At 48.2% G+C, this 14,156-nt stretch carries 14 protein-coding genes, 2 tRNA genes and 3 pseudogenes; 5 read left to right on the forward strand and 14 right to left on the reverse strand.

Annotated elements, in window-relative coordinates; translation table 11 throughout:
- Positions 1-99 precede the first annotated feature (99 nt).
- A pseudogene (locus MKX64_RS01255) lies at positions 100-716 on the forward strand (TetR/AcrR family transcriptional regulator).
- 221 nt (positions 717-937) lie between these two features.
- Positions 938-2,116: pseudogene (locus MKX64_RS24245) on the forward strand (MFS transporter).
- Between the two features lie 115 nt (positions 2,117-2,231).
- Here the strand turns inward: MKX64_RS24245 and MKX64_RS01275 are convergent.
- The 4 genes from MKX64_RS01275 to MKX64_RS01290 all read right to left on the reverse strand — a co-directional run bounded on the left by MKX64_RS01275 (position 2,232) and on the right by MKX64_RS01290 (position 4,600).
- On the reverse strand, positions 2,232-2,420 hold the full coding sequence (locus MKX64_RS01275; protein ID WP_095263228.1) for a hypothetical protein: 189 nt from the start codon (positions 2,418-2,420) through the stop codon (positions 2,232-2,234).
- Positions 2,421-2,543: 123 nt separating this feature from the next.
- Positions 2,544-2,705 carry a hypothetical protein gene (locus tag MKX64_RS01280; RefSeq protein WP_176475448.1) on the reverse strand — a complete coding sequence of 54 codons (162 nt, stop codon included), beginning with the start codon at positions 2,703-2,705 and terminating at the stop codon, positions 2,544-2,546.
- 633 nt (positions 2,706-3,338) lie between these two features.
- A complete protein-coding gene (locus tag MKX64_RS01285) occupies positions 3,339-4,001 on the reverse strand; it encodes a hypothetical protein (RefSeq protein ID WP_341035237.1) in 663 nt (220 codons plus the stop codon).
- A gap of 158 nt (positions 4,002-4,159) precedes the next feature.
- Positions 4,160-4,600 (reverse strand): GNAT family N-acetyltransferase, encoded by a 441-nt coding sequence (locus MKX64_RS01290; RefSeq protein WP_341035238.1) that lies wholly within the window; start codon positions 4,598-4,600, stop codon positions 4,160-4,162.
- Between the two features lie 234 nt (positions 4,601-4,834).
- Between MKX64_RS01290 and MKX64_RS01295 the strand changes: the two genes are divergently transcribed.
- Entirely contained in the window at positions 4,835-5,692 is an 858-nt protein-coding gene (locus MKX64_RS01295) for a manganese catalase family protein (RefSeq protein WP_095263226.1), read from the forward strand.
- Between the two features lie 190 nt (positions 5,693-5,882).
- Here MKX64_RS01295 and MKX64_RS01300 read toward each other — a convergent pair.
- Positions 5,883-6,117: pseudogene (locus tag MKX64_RS01300) on the reverse strand (hypothetical protein); the annotation flags it as partial.
- Positions 6,118-6,178: 61 nt separating this feature from the next.
- Here MKX64_RS01300 and MKX64_RS01305 point away from each other — a divergent pair.
- Complete coding sequence (locus MKX64_RS01305) at positions 6,179-6,961, forward strand: aminoglycoside 6-adenylyltransferase (protein WP_341035239.1); 783 nt, start codon at positions 6,179-6,181, stop codon at positions 6,959-6,961.
- A gap of 597 nt (positions 6,962-7,558) precedes the next feature.
- Entirely contained in the window at positions 7,559-8,125 is a 567-nt protein-coding gene (locus MKX64_RS01310; protein WP_155617303.1) for an Ltp family lipoprotein, read from the forward strand.
- 115 nt (positions 8,126-8,240) lie between these two features.
- Here the strand turns inward: MKX64_RS01310 and MKX64_RS01315 are convergent, their stop codons facing one another.
- From MKX64_RS01315 to MKX64_RS01355, 9 genes are all read right to left on the reverse strand, one after another.
- Complete coding sequence (locus MKX64_RS01315) at positions 8,241-10,046, reverse strand: IS1182 family transposase (RefSeq protein WP_341035240.1); 1,806 nt, start codon at positions 10,044-10,046, stop codon at positions 8,241-8,243.
- Between the two features lie 151 nt (positions 10,047-10,197).
- Positions 10,198-10,271, reverse strand: a tRNA-Ile gene (locus MKX64_RS01320).
- Between the two features lie 43 nt (positions 10,272-10,314).
- Positions 10,315-10,391, reverse strand: a tRNA-Met gene (locus MKX64_RS01325).
- 84 nt (positions 10,392-10,475) lie between these two features.
- Positions 10,476-10,640, reverse strand: a complete 165-nt coding sequence (locus tag MKX64_RS01330; protein WP_176475447.1) for a hypothetical protein — start codon at positions 10,638-10,640, stop codon at positions 10,476-10,478.
- Positions 10,641-10,775: 135 nt separating this feature from the next.
- Positions 10,776-11,051, reverse strand: coding sequence for a WXG100 family type VII secretion target (locus tag MKX64_RS01335; protein WP_095263200.1), 276 nt, complete (start codon positions 11,049-11,051; stop codon positions 10,776-10,778).
- Between the two features lie 22 nt (positions 11,052-11,073).
- On the reverse strand, positions 11,074-11,352 hold the full coding sequence (locus tag MKX64_RS01340; protein ID WP_176475446.1) for a DUF4176 domain-containing protein: 279 nt from the start codon (positions 11,350-11,352) through the stop codon (positions 11,074-11,076).
- On the reverse strand, positions 11,349-12,113 hold the full coding sequence (locus tag MKX64_RS01345; RefSeq protein WP_095397456.1) for a hypothetical protein: 765 nt from the start codon (positions 12,111-12,113) through the stop codon (positions 11,349-11,351). The genes MKX64_RS01340 and MKX64_RS01345 overlap by 4 nt, the downstream gene beginning before the upstream one ends.
- 17 nt (positions 12,114-12,130) lie before the next feature.
- On the reverse strand, positions 12,131-13,210 hold the full coding sequence (locus MKX64_RS01350; protein WP_155617301.1) for a WXG100 family type VII secretion target: 1,080 nt from the start codon (positions 13,208-13,210) through the stop codon (positions 12,131-12,133).
- A 60-nt stretch (positions 13,211-13,270) separates the two neighbouring features.
- Positions 13,271-14,059 carry a hypothetical protein gene (locus MKX64_RS01355; RefSeq protein ID WP_230875545.1) on the reverse strand — a complete coding sequence of 263 codons (789 nt, stop codon included), beginning with the start codon at positions 14,057-14,059 and terminating at the stop codon, positions 13,271-13,273.
- Positions 14,060-14,156: the final 97 nt, after the last annotated feature.

The following is a 14,156-nucleotide window of genomic DNA, read 5'->3' on the forward strand; positions in this document are numbered from 1 at the left end:
AAAATCTCTTGATTGTTATTAAGTCAATTGATAAGATACAGAACGAACGTTCAGTATACAAAAAAAGACAGAACGAATCGGAAGCAAAGGGGAGTGACCATGAACAAAAAGCAGCAGCAAAGCGAAGAAACCAAACGACGGATTGCGGAGGCCGCAAAGGCGCTGTTCATGCAGAAAGGGTACCGATCGACGTCGATCGAGAATATTGTCGAGGCAACGGGCAGCAGCAAGGGGAATATTTATTATCATTTCAAAAGCAAGGAAGGCCTGTTTCTGCATCTGATCGAGGAATGGAATGGCTGGAGAAGTGGAACAGCAAGGAGCATCAATTTGCCACGACCGCCGATAAGCTGTTCGGGATGGCAGAGCAACTGGTACGGGACGATCTGAACCATCCCTTCACCAAGGCGCTGGATGAATTCATCACGAACAATGAGGCCGCAACGGAAGATGCCTCGCAGCGGATTGCCGAGATCATCCAGAAACGCTTGGCATTCAATCAGCATTTGCTGCGGCAGGGGATTGAATCCGGGGAATTCGAGAATCATAACATTACGCATTTGGCCTTTATCTTCGAAAGCTTGATCGGAGGCCTTAGCCAGATGTCCCGAATGACGCAGGTGGCGGATGCATTGCCCATCTATCATTCGGCAATCCAGGTGCTGCTTCACGGCATCGCCAAAAATAACGTTTGGCCCATCTCTCCCTCTCCTTAGCACCGCTTATCCTCCATTTTTCGCATCTCTTTTCTTCCACATGCACGCTCCGTCCGTTTGCGTCGGGAACAGCAGCTGTACGATGATTTAGCTATATAAACCGAATGGTCAGTATAAGAGTGATTTCATAACCGGATACGCAGCTTGAATTTTCTAATCTTTTGTAGGAACTATCATCATGTCACTGGTTACTGCGCAATAATGGAGCGATTTTGCTCCTCATGTTTAATATATTTTTGGTCTTTACCGGCATCGGGCTCGTCATCCCGATCATGCCGACCTATATGGCGGAGCTCAACATCAGCGGAGGTACGGTCGGCATGCTCGTAGCAGCGTTCTCGCTCACCCAGCTGCTGTTCTCGCCGCTGGCCGGCAGGCTGTCCGATACGATCGGACGAAAGCGGATCATTATCTTCGGCATGCTCGTCTTCGCCGTTTCGGAATGGTTGTTCGGGGCAGCGAACTCCCCCGTCCTTCTGTTCGCTTCCCGCATGCTCGGCGGCATCGGTGCGGCGCTGATCATGCCTGCCGTCATGGCCTACACCGCCGATGTGACGTCGAATGAAGAGCGGGCCAAAGGCATGGGGTTCATCAATGCGGCCATCACAACCGGCTTTATCATCGGCCCCGCATCGGGGGCTTTATTGCCGAATTCGGCATTCGCGTCCCGTTTTACGCCGCGGCCGTGGCAGGGGCTGTTGCTGCGGTGATCACGCTCATGCTCCTGCCGGATTCCAAGCAATTCAAGGAGAGCGCAGCATCCCGGAACCCGTTCCTCGAAAGGCGGCAGAGCCCGGTTGCCCAGCTGCTGCGCTCGTACCAGGAGCCGTATTTTTTAAGCCTGATCATCGTGTTTGTGCTCTCTTTTGGCCTGGCCAATTACGAAACGGTATTCGGACTGTTTGTTGACCATAAATTCGGCTTTACCCCGACGGACATCGCGTTGATCATTACGTTCGGTTCCATCTCCGGAGCCGTAGTCCAGGCCACGATCTTCGGCTGGATCCTGAACCGGTTCGGCGAGAAGCGGGTCATTACGACCAGCTTGATTACCGCGGGGTGTGCATCCTGCTCACCTTGTTCGTGCACAAATACTGGCTGATCTTCCTGGTGACGTTCCTGGTCTTCCTGTCGATCGATATTTTGCGCCCGGCGATCGGCACAAGCTGGCCCGGGATCAGCAGGGCTACGTGGCCGGACTGAACTCGGCCTATACGAGCCTCGGAAACATTGCGGGGCCGCTCGTCGCCGGTTATTTATTCGATATCGACATCAACTTCCCTTACATTTCCGCCTCCATCGTCCTGATCCTGTGCTTCATCCTGGCCTTGCGGGCCGGCAGGGCTTGGTCCGCCACGGAAGCGGCCGCGCAGGAGGGACAACAGGCGGGTATCTTATAGGAGCTCGGGCTGAAAGCAACGGCCATAAGCATCCATGAAAAAAGCAAACTGCCTGAAGGAATTCCTTCGGCAGCTTGCTTGGCGTTACCGGCTGTTTCTCACAGAGGCAGCCCTTTTAATAATACAGCAACACGAACAATGCGAGAACTGCAATGATCGCAAAGAACAGCGCCAGGCCGAGCTCGAATCTTTTTTTCTCCTTGTAAGCCTTGATCGCCTTCCTGGCCTCGAACACCAGTACGACAGCCAGGAAGGCGGCCAATACAGGCAATCCCCATGACTGGTTAAGCACCCATTCCGACACTCATGATCCTCCGTCCCGAACTCGATTGATTCTATTCTTCAATTAAAACTGTATCGCATGTCGTCCATGATTTCAAATCCAGCCGCTCTGGCCGTACAGGTTCGTTAACGAGCGTTCATTCGTTCAGTGATCAAGTTTATCAAAAACAACAATAAGAAACGTGGCCACCGGACCGAGCAGCAAGGAGAGCAGAAACCAATTGAATCCGCTCCGGTTTTTTCCTTGCGCAAGCCCCGCATTGATCAAAGCCAGCGTTCCCCAGCCGACATAAAACTCGCCGCCCATGACTCATCCCTCCCTGCTACTCCTAGTTTCCATACCATACAAATGTTAAAAAAGTGGCCAACAAAACCATTTTTTCGATCGACTCCGAGCGTCGAAACGTCCAAATTACCAACTATCAACCGACAAAAGAAGAAAACCCTTGCGGCGCAAGGGTTTTCGAGAAAGTGGGCCCTATCATCATCGACTCGATCCCGCAGTCCGTTACTACGGCAGGCCGGGATTTTATTGTTGCAACAGATCATTCATTCTTTAACTTTGAAGTTCGACTGAGCAAGATAACAATTAGAATATAAAAAGGGTACATACATGTTGCAAGTAAAGCGATAAATCCGGCTCCAGCGCTCAATCGTTCTTCCGGCCTCACAACCGCGAAAAAATAATTAAAGATATAATTAACCATGTAGAAGTAAATAAACCATGTAATACAAGTGATATATACACTGTTAGATAAATTTTGATGCTTCCTTGAGATAAAATATATGTAAAGTGCAGCAAAGAGAAAGATTAAACTGATGTTGACAATAAGAATCAGATTGTTCGTAAATCCTTGTTCCCATCCTGTAATCCTGGCTATACGATATATATTTCCAAAAAGCTGGATTTCCAAAAAAAACAATATTCCAAAATAGCAACTTATAAAGTTGATATAAATAAACTGCCGCATAGATATCCACCTCCCACAGGAATCTTTAGTTGTTCTCCGCCATCCTCGTATGTATCTTTAGCGAAGCTGAGGGACATCGTGTACATCTGATCGCCAGTGGCAACAAAATATTGCGTTAACATGACTTCAACTCCGGACTGTCCTTGTGTATAGGAACCTGTAAGGATTCCTGCATCATAATCGCCGTTTAGCGCATCCGTGTAACTGATTTGCTGGTAGTTCTGGATTACCTCTCCGCCAGCACTGCTCGTTAAATCGGATACCGCCTGGTTTGCAGCTTCTTGTGCTGTCATTGCGGAATCTTCCAGGACTATATTGACATTATCAGCAAATCCCCCGGCAGCGTTAGCGTCAACAAAAGCAGCCAGAATTAAAGCATTGTCAACTTGGGGATCCACCCATGTCGAAGGGTATTCAAACTGAATATATTCATTTGAGAATAACGTAGTAGACACTTCTTCGGCCGGCTCGTTCTTAGGTTCTTTCTTCGGTTCTTGTTCAGCAGCCGCTTCTGTTTTTACATCTTCTTGATTGGAAGAAGAAGGATCGCTCTCCGTTTTGTCCCCTCCGCAAGCAGCTAATAATAATGATAATGATAATAGCAGTACAACTGATTTTTTCAAGCTTTTCATCAATGATCCATCTCTTCTCAATGTTCTCCATAGGCTGGAGGATTTGCTTATGGGAAGACTCCCCTTGCTGTCTATACTACCTGGAATATAGTAACATATTCCTATTTTTCCCATGAGGTAATTCCATCCAATCGATTTAAAGACCCGGGCGCTTAAACCTAAAGTCTCTTTTCCAGAATGATCTTCGGTTCGCCCAAGCTGTCTGTGTATGTACCGATCACATCAAAGCCGTGCTTCAGGTTCAGAATCAGCATATTGCGCCAGCGATTTTTCGTTTTGGTTTGCACTTTCTTGTACCCTTTGTCTTTAAGCATACGATGCTGTTCATTCATCAAGGCCGAGGCTACCCCTTGTTTTCGGTATTTCGGGTCCACCCCGCCAAGCCAGCTGTAAAATTTGTTGGGGCTTAACGCATAGCCAAGCTTGAACCCCACCACGCTCGAGCCATCGAGTGCGACATGCGCCAACCAGCTTGGATTGCCTTCAAGCTGCTCAATCAGCCCCTTTGGCGTCTCAAATATTTGTTGATACAGAGCTGTTACTCCATTCATCAGCTCCTGTTCCGACAGGGAGTCCAGCTGTACAATCGTAAATTTCAAATTCTTTTCTCCTTTCTGCAATTGCAATTGGATAGGTCCTTATAATTAACTCTGGTCAGCTTGACACTGACCATGTTCGGCACCACCTGCCCGCGCCACTTTACTGCACGCTTTCAATCGTCAACAAGCAAGAGCATCACCCGAAGCTTTTCGCGAAATTTCGAGGGTACATGCAAATGGAGGCTACCCGTCGAATATAGATCAGCAGAGAATGATAAAGTGAGGTGTATATTATTGTTTTTTCATATTAAAGAACTGCAGTTCCGCGCCAAGCCTGAGCGTCCGGATCCCGTCTTCGCTCGCAGGCTGCAGGAAGTGCTGGGTGGCCAGTTCGGAGAGATTACCGTTGCCATGCAGTATCTCTTCCAGGGCTGGAACGTTCGCGGAGACGGCAAGTACAAGGACCTTCTGCTTGATACCGGCACCGAAGAACTCGCGCATGTTGAGATGCTGGCCACGATGATCGCTCGCCTGCTGGATGACGCGCCGGTCGAGACGTTGGAAGAAGCGGCAAAGGATCCGGTCATTGCCGCCATCCTGGGAGGCAGCAATCCACAGCACGCCATTGTCACGGGTCTCGGCGCCGCGCCGACCGACAGCAACGGCTATCCGTGGAATTCCAGATACACGATCGCATCCGGAAATTTGCTGGCAGATTTCAGACATAACCTGGCTGCAGAATCTCAAGGACGCTTGCAGGTGGCACGTCTGTATGAGATGACGAATGACCGCGGCGTTAAAGACATGCTCGCCTGGCTGCTTGCGCGTGATACAATGCACCAGAATCAATGGATCGCCGCGATTAAAGAACTGGAGGCCAAGGAAGGGGTCGTCGTCCCTAGCACCTTCCCTAGAGAATGCGAGGTTCAGGAAGTGTCGCATATTCTGTTTAATTTCTCACGCGGTCAAGAAAGCGCACAGGGACCTTGGGCTCATGGGCCAAGTCCGGATGGCGGCACATTTCAATACGTGGCGAACCCGCAGCCGCTCGCCCCGGCCCCGCAACTGCCGCCCGCACCGCCGTATATTTATAATACACCACCCAAGGTGGTTAACCGCTCGCAAAACACCCCGCATATCCCGCCGCAATAAAGGGCCCGCTGGCAACAGCGCATTTGTGCATGTTCCGCCGTGCATATAACCGTTAATTGTACAAGGATAATTGTATCTCCCCAACCTCTTGTTATTTAGTTGACAAGCGATGAAAGACCGATAAATATCCAGATGTTCAGGTGCCTTCTTAACACATAGCAACAAACCCTTGCAAACGCAAGGGTTTTCTTCATGAGGGCTGAGGAACCCGTGCCCAACAAGTCTCCAACTGGCTACCCACCCAACTTCCAGCACCACGGTTATCGGAAGGATCTATGTATTTAACACTCGCCCCTACTCCTCCTTCGGCGTACATGGCCATCGGCCACTCATCCCGGTCATACCCCTTTTTTCGTTGTTATTCCCTTTAGCGATTCATTCCTATTATCATCAGCATCAGCCCGATCAATCGTGCATATTTCGTTAAAATATGTTATGTTGAAATAATACCTATTTTTAATAGGTCAAATTACAGGAGTGATACGCATGTTAAAACAACATGAAGAGTTTGTTCAAAATTTGATAAGGCAGATACAAGATGACGAACGATTTGTAGGTGTACTTGCTGGGGGTTCAATGGCGAAGAATTCGATGGATCAGTTTAGCGATCTGGATTTGATTCTTGTCTATCTCCCAACCTTTAAAACGGATATTATGAGGAATAGGCTGCATATAGCAAGTCAATTTGGTCATCTTTTATCTGGGTTCACTGGTGAACATGTAGGTGAACCGCGGTTACTCATTTGCTTGTACCATGGCCCTCTTCATGTTGATTTTAAATTTGTAACAATGGAAGAAATAAAAGATGGGGTAGAAACACCTATTGTGGTATGGCAACGGGATTCCTCCTTGGAACAGCTACTGAATCAAATCCAGTTTTCTTATCCTCTCCCTGATGTTCAGTGGATTGAAGATCGCTTCTGGGTTTGGGTACACTATGCAGCTACTAAACTCGGCAGAGGGGAATTATTCGAAGTGATCAGTTTTCTTTCATTTGTCAGAGAGACTGTTCTGGGTCCATTAATTTTAATGCAACACAATTCGCTACCAAATGGGGTACGGAAAATTGAAAGACATGCCCCTGAACTTATCGAGGAACTAGAAGAAACAGTTGCTGTCCATGATAAAGAAAGCTGCTATAACACAATTAAGTCTTCAATATCATTATATTTATATCTAAGACGGCACTATGAAAGCGATATACAAATAAAGCTTGAGGCCCAACAAGTATCCATCAAATATTTAGAAGCGGTCTACGAAGAAATGTGAAGATGAGGGTGTCCAAAATAAACCTTGGAACACCCTCTCTTTATTATTGCCGAGGACCCCAAATTCTATGGTCTGACTCTTTTTGCTAAAACCATAATGATCACGCCAGTGACGACTAGCATGATGCCAAAAATAAAAGTTGCATTCGTAATTCCCCATATGTAGGGTGGGATATTCAATAGAATACCATCCATCAAGACGTATTGAGTCTTGGTAAATACGAACGAGAACAATAGCACTTTTTCTAACCCCGATAACAGCATCGCGAAGCATCCAATAGCGAGCAATACAAGGCCAAGTAAAAAAATACAAACCACCTCTTTCGACATTAGGGAAGCTTTACCTCTATTATGTAAATCCTTCCTAATTATATCATTGGAAGGCATTGATGTTCTGGTTCCATAGATAAAAACAATTTAAGCGCAAGGAAAATCGCCTCCAAAGTCCATATTGAGTCTCATAATTACTTCCGCTGATTCAATCAACTCATTCCATCTAAGAAAATTGGTAAATAATACTGCATTTATATAGAAAAATATTCCTAGGTCTGATAGACTATTTCATGTCATAATATCTGGAAAGTGGGGGAAATACGAATTGAATAAGCCAATTTATAAGAAATGGTGGTTCTGGCTTCTCATTGTTATTCTCGTCGGGCTTATAGGTAATCTCGGAAATTCAGAGGAACCTAAACAAGCAGCACCTGACAAGGAAGTAGCGTCTGAGCCTGATACCGCAGCGAATGTTGAACTAACCAGTGTCAAAGAGGATGTTAAAGAGGAACCTAAGGAAGAGCCGAAGGAAGAGCCGAAGGAAGAACCGAAAGAGGAACCAAAAGAAGAACCAAAAGAAGCGGATGTCCCTAGAGAGTATAAAGCCGCATTAAAAAAAGCGGAAAGCTATGCTGAAATTATGAATATGTCAAAGGCAGGCATCTACGATCAGTTAACTTCTGAATACGGAGAGAATTTCCCCGCAGAAGCTGCTCAATATGCTATCGATAACGTTGTAGTTGATTGGAAAGAAAATGCATTGAAAAAGGCGCAATCCTACGCAGAACTTATGAGCATGTCCGATTCGGCCATTTACGATCAATTGATTTCGGAATACGGTGAGAAGTTCACGAAGGAAGAAGCACAATACGCGATAGATAATTTAGAATAAGTAACGCTGCTCCCCATTAACCTTACTTGGTTGATGGGGTCTTTTTTTACTGATGATTTCAAGGACCGCTGTTAGCAAATCCATTTCCCCTGTTTTTGAATCACCATCAAGCACTTCATTCCAACAACCCCACACATAGCAAAAAGGGGCTGTCCAATAAGTCCCTAAAGTAAAAAGGTTGGACGAGAAGAGAACCATTTCTCCGTCCAACCTTTTTACGTCCCTGCGTTTGAAAGAATGTAGCGAGGCGAATGCCTGCTACTTTCAGTAGATTGTGGGCCAAGGCCACAATCCCAAACTCTGTATGAACTTTTTCTAGACCCCGCAAGGAAAATCTGCGGAACGACCGATTGCCCTTGATGTGACCGAATACACTCTCAACCTCGACTTTACGTCGAGCATAGATCGCGGATTTCTCGTCATCCTCAAGGGCTGTTTTTGCCTTTGCCTTTAATTCTTCCCATACCGTGTTCCAGTGTACTTGACGATTTCCCTTTGCTTTCGTACATGCTGCCTTTAATGGGCAATCGCTACAATCCTCACATTCGTAAATCTTAAAGCTTTGCTCTAGGCCGGAGCGTGTCTTCTTCGTCTGGTACTTCTTAAACGAAACGTATCGACCATTCGGGCAAATAAAGCGATCGTCTAACTCTTCATACGTCCAATTGCTTGCATGCTTCATGTTCTTTTTGTAGCGTCTGGTTTGTTCGTGCATATAGCTGCCATATGGAATAAGAAAATCAAATCGCGTCTCTTTTTCTTCGCCTAACGCGTACAAATAGTTTTCCTCACTACCATAACCAGCGTCAGCAATCACGGTTTTAGGCATGGGTAAAGAAGACGCAGCAAGTTGCTCCATATGCGGAATGAAGCAGCGTGTGTCCGTTGGTCGTTGGTGAAGACTATAAAACAAAATAAATTGGTTTTCCGTTGCCATCTGTACATTGTAACCTGGTTTAAGTTGACCATTTTTCATGTGATCTTCTTTCATTCGCATAAACGTAGCGTCTGGATCGGTCTTGGAGTAGCTATTGCGATCACCAAAGCAAGCTTTCTGCTGATCATACTTGGCCAGACGTGGAAGAAAGTCTTGACGAATCTTTTTCAGAGGCTGTTTCCAGGCACTACGCTCTTTTCGTAAGGCTTTTCTCGCTTCACTGTCATTGGTTTGAGCGATCTGTTCAGTTAAGCGCTCTACTTGTTCTTCTAGAATAACAGCTGTTTCTTCAAGCTGTACAGGAAGCTCATCTGGATCGGTAGCTACCATTTCACTAGCTTCTTGCTGCGTGAGCGTATGAATATGCGCAAGGGTTGCCTGCACCTTTTCTTTGAGTTTCTCTTCAAAGCGTAACGTAGATTTTTTCCACACAAAAGAATACTTGTTGGCATTAGCTTCAATCTTTGTGCCATCCAAGAAGTAGTTCTCCATGGTAATAAAATTGTCGTTGATGAGCTTTTTAATCATCGTTTGAAAGAGCTCATCCATAAGGCTCTTCATTCGCACACCACGGAAGTCATTCAGGGTGCGGAAGTCCGGCTGTTGCATCGCAGCTAGCCACATCGCCGGTAGGTTTTCTTGTAATAGTTTTTCAATGCCACGGCAGGAATAGACTTTTTGAGAGTAGCCATAAAGAATCACTTTGAGCATCATTTTAGGATGGTAGGAACTACGGCCACCGCCAACATAATGAGCAAACAACAGCTCGTCAGGAATAGATTCAATCATTTCATCAATGATACGAGCGACATGGTGGGAAGGGATTAGTGATTCTAGATCCAAGATCATATGCATCTGCTTGTTATCATAAGCTTTAAAAGCAGGTGTGAGCTTTCGTTTAGAATCTATGTTTCCTTCTATATTTTCTAGAGGAAATGTGAGTTGCATGTTATAATGTTTAGTAGTAGTCATTTGATTACGCATAAAAACCGTCCCTTTCTGAAATGGTTGTGTGGTAACTTTCATTTTACAGGAAAAGACGGTTTTTTTGCGCATATTTTTAGCGTTTTACAAAAAAAGAGGCTGCCAGTAGTCAGGTTTCACTGACTTTCTGGACAGCCTCTTTTCTTGAAAGTGGGCCCTGAGGGACTCGAACCCCCGACCAGTCGGTTATGAGCCGACCGCTCTAACCAACTGAGCTAAGGGCCCTGAAACAACATATTCATATAAGGACAACAACCATTATAGAAATTGGTTGCGGGGGCAGGATTTGAACCTACGACCTTCGGGTTATGAGCCCGACGAGCTACCGAACTGCTCCACCCCGCGACATTGTATTACGAAACAGCGGCAATAATAAATATACATCAACTACTCAGCGAAAGTCAAGAGCTATTTTGATGGAATTTTGATTTAGGGAAGAAAACGGACGCCGTAACGTCCTTTTCTGGAGCGGTATACTTCCACCAGCTGCGGATCTTGATACCCGAACAGCCAGCCGTCCTGCTCCAGCCTTTTGGCCAAGCATCCTGCCTGAAATTTGCTTGTATACAGCTTCCCGTAATAAATCCAGTTCATCTCGATGTCTCCTTACCCGGCTGAATATGCTAATGCTGTATAGGATGCCCCATCTGCGGAAGATTCACACATACGCGGCATAAAAAAAGAAACGGCCGCCCCATCAATATGGCTGCAGCCGATCGAAGGAAGGCCTTATTTCTGCGCATCCGCCTCCGCGAATCGGGCGGCAATGCTAACAAGCTCCTGCTCCATCCCCTGGAGCATCTGGATGAACTGCTGAAGCTGAGCTTTAGTCTGCGCAGCCTCTGCCGCGAAACGCTGCTGCGACACGCCCTCCCATTCCGCATTCAACGTCTCCATAATCCGGGACAGCCGCAATACGAGCTCACCGCCATGCTGGCTGCTGCTGCGTACCTCTGCGGCCGCCCTGCGCAGATCATCAGGCGAAACCAAAATACGGCCAGACATCGAATCACCTCCAACTTTATGCTTAAGACTCGCCCGCGTTGGCTAACACGGTCTGAAACTCGTCCTCTTCTTCATCCTGATAGCCTGTAAACACGACGGTCTGAATATCTTCATGATTAAAGACATAACTGAACTCCGGGCTGATATATCCTTCAGGGTACGGACAAGCCAAATAATCGAACATCTGCGGCTCGTCGACAGCCAGTATCTGCTTTCTGCCGTAGATCACCAGCTTCTTCTCCCCTTCTTTCAAAATGACTATCGATCCGTTTGGCAGCAGCGTCTGCGGATTCCCCATCATGATCTCCTCCTTTTCTTGCTTTGCCGATGCCGCTTCGCCGTGGCTTGTGCTTCATTCCTCGCCCGCATATATGCGGCCTCCCGCTCTTCCTTAGGCAGCCCCAACGCCGGATACAGCGCTCTGAGCTTATCCATGTTGCGTCTAATAAATAGGTAGCGATGTATAAATACAACAGCTACATACAGTCCGAAGATCAGCAGCACTGAGAAGCCGGCCATCCCCAGCACCATGCTGCCCAACTCGCCGAAAAAGGCGGTCGCGAGATAATACGCAAGATAACCGATCGAGGCAAGCAGCAAGGCGGCCTTCCCTGCCCGGTTCAAACCTTTGCGCTCCATCTCCTGGTACGTCCCGCGCCGAACCGCTCTGATATGAAGCAGGCCGAACAACAAGCCAGCCGCAGCCATAAGGAGGACGGAACTGGCGCCGTACCACGGACTTTCTACACGGGCGATGTCATACATCATTTTCAGAATGGCGATCTCACTCGTCACAGCCAGCGCCGCTCCATAAATGCCCATATATAGCGTAAATACAGCCTCATAGCGGTATGGATTGACGCTGATTACAACTCCCCAGCCCAGCATGACAGCATACAAGATCGCAGCTGAATATAAATATGGGGAAAGCATCGGCGCAGCCAGCGTGACCAGCAGCGGAATGAGCATAATGAGCAGAAAGCATACAACGCCCCCCCGAATTTGTTCAGGCGGAATCAACCGAAAATGAAACCGTTCCTGCTCTTTCTCCGAAATATCCATCTCAAAAGTAAGCCCCCTTATTTGAACCAACCGGCAATGGTTGAACCCAGCTTCTCAGCTCCGATCTTCAACGTATCTGTAACGCTGTCCTTCTGTCCATCGCCGTCGACATCGGCGAATTTAATACCGTTCATCACATAGGAAGCCCCGACCGACACGCCAAAGCCAATGGCGGCACCGGCCAAGGTTCCGATTGGACCGCCTACAGCGGTGCCAATTAGGGCGCCCGCTTTGGCGCCAGCCGCTGCGGATGCAACCACTGTACCGACCCCTACCCCGACATCAACAACAGCATCGCCGGCGATTTTGGCCCCGTTTTCCTTATTCTTGATATTGGAGGCGAAGTTGCCCACCGTCGTCAAGGCGATGCCGGCATAGCCGAGCTTGCCGCCCTTCCAGCTTAGCGAATCCTTGACGGCTGCCGATGGTAGAACGTATTTCGGAATCCTCGGATGATTTTTCCAGTTATGCTCCGCATATGATTTCTTGCGAATGTTCGCCAGAAAACCGTTGCTGATGTTTGCTCTAGTTCTGCCCCGATGGTCCTTGGACAGCCATACGCCAAAGCCTTTGCGGTACATGTCCCAATATTTGTACATCGTCCCTGAAGCCGTCGCAGTCCCTAGCAGGGTGCCGGCTGCAGCGATGGGACTGGCTGCCCACATGCTGGCCCCGCCGCCAAAAGGCGCAAGCGCATCGAATTCCACGCCAGCTGCCGTCACCGGTGGCTTGGAGCTTTGCGCCCGGTTATTCCCTTGAGCATAGCTGCTTTGAAGCAGGGTATGCGGGCTGACATGCACCAGCGCCTGCTTGCCAAAAGCTAGGCTGTTCCCTGTAGACTGATCTGTCTGGGCAAAAACACTCGCTTTATTCACAAGCTGTGTCCGATTCTGTTCAAGTCTGGTGACGACTGCTTGACATGCTGCCCGGCACTGGGCCAGACGCTGCTCCACCTGTGCACGGTGGCGCGATTCCCAGGCCATGCCTTGAATCCGCTGCTGCACTCTTTCCTGCAGCTGCTGAACCTCGCTCGCAATAGCGGATAGCTGAACACCTTGCTCATTCAATAATTGTGGCGTCACGCGTATTCTGGTCATAATAAAAGGCAACCTCCATATCGAACAGATAATAATTTGTACATGTATGAACGCTGTCTGTTATTTTATACGGGAGATGACGTCCCCGAGTTCCCTGACAATTTCCATCACAGAGGCTTCCCGTATCTGATCATGGCGATCGTCGGGCCGAACGACCCAGTTGGCCTCCCGGCCTCTCAGCAGCTCGATCCCTTCTACCCGCCAATCATGCTGCAGCCGGTAATACGCCGTGAACGCGGAATAGCTTTCCGGAGCCTTCACCGCCTCGGCCAGCCGGGTGACGGCCTGCTCTGAGCTCCCTTCCTTCCGCAATGACTGCGCTGCGCCGGAAGCTTCCTGTTCTCCGTTGAGCCACTGCCAGAGTTTCCCCTTCGGCAGCTTGAGCTGCTCCGGGCACCGCTTAGGACGCTCTTGCAGATTCAAGCTGGACATGATCTTCATCCAGGCCTCAGCAGGGGTTCCAATCTCCTCTAGCTCGTACATATGCATGTGGTCGATATATTTCAGTTCAGCCTTAACAACAGCGCCAGCGCTGTAATAGAAGAAGCACTCGCTGCTTCGGCTGCGCTGTTTATCATCCACCGCGAGATGAATCGTGAGCAGCGCGCGGCTACAAATCTCTATGTATTCCAGAAGCTGAGGCACAAGCTCGGGTTCACCGTCAACCAATCTGATGTACCCAGCCTCCTCCAACTCTTGTTCAATTCGGGCAACCTCTGCCGGCATCTCTTCGGCCAGCGTTCCGCGAAATGGATCTTCAAGACCTACGACAGCCTTGGCCCCCGCAATCCCGGTCAACACAAAAAACTGCTTTCCGGTTAACCTGATCTGTATGCGAGCCTGCTCCAAGCTGCTCCCTCCTTTGACCATAAACAGCACCTTAAATTCATCCTATATATTATAGGGTAGACTTCCTCACTGGCTCTACCAAATCCTGGCCCTAAAT

The sequence above is a fragment of the Paenibacillus sp. FSL M8-0334 genome, assembly GCF_038000405.1.
GTDB lineage: Bacteria > Bacillota > Bacilli > Paenibacillales > Paenibacillaceae > Paenibacillus_AQ > Paenibacillus_AQ campinasensis.

Coding starts and splice junctions, on each gene's coding strand:
- MKX64_RS01345 (WP_095397456.1), bottom strand. CDS start 12,113: ATGGATATTTCGGAGAAAGAGCAGGAACGGTTTCATTTTCGGTTGATT.
- MKX64_RS01305 (WP_341035239.1), top strand. CDS start 6,179: ATGTTAAAACAACATGAAGAGTTTGTTCAAAATTTGATAAGGCAGATA.
- MKX64_RS01330 (WP_176475447.1), bottom strand. CDS start 10,640: ATGAACTGGATTTATTACGGGAAGCTGTATACAAGCAAATTTCAGGCA.
- MKX64_RS01285 (WP_341035237.1), bottom strand. CDS start 4,001: ATGAAAAGCTTGAAAAAATCAGTTGTACTGCTATTATCATTATCATTA.
- MKX64_RS01335 (WP_095263200.1), bottom strand. CDS start 11,051: ATGTCTGGCCGTATTTTGGTTTCGCCTGATGATCTGCGCAGGGCGGCC.
- MKX64_RS01350 (WP_155617301.1), bottom strand. CDS start 13,210: ATGACCAGAATACGCGTGACGCCACAATTATTGAATGAGCAAGGTGTT.
- MKX64_RS01340 (WP_176475446.1), bottom strand. CDS start 11,352: ATGATGGGGAATCCGCAGACGCTGCTGCCAAACGGATCGATAGTCATT.
- MKX64_RS01315 (WP_341035240.1), bottom strand. CDS start 10,046: ATGCGTAATCAAATGACTACTACTAAACATTATAACATGCAACTCACA.
- MKX64_RS01280 (WP_176475448.1), bottom strand. CDS start 2,705: ATGGGCGGCGAGTTTTATGTCGGCTGGGGAACGCTGGCTTTGATCAAT.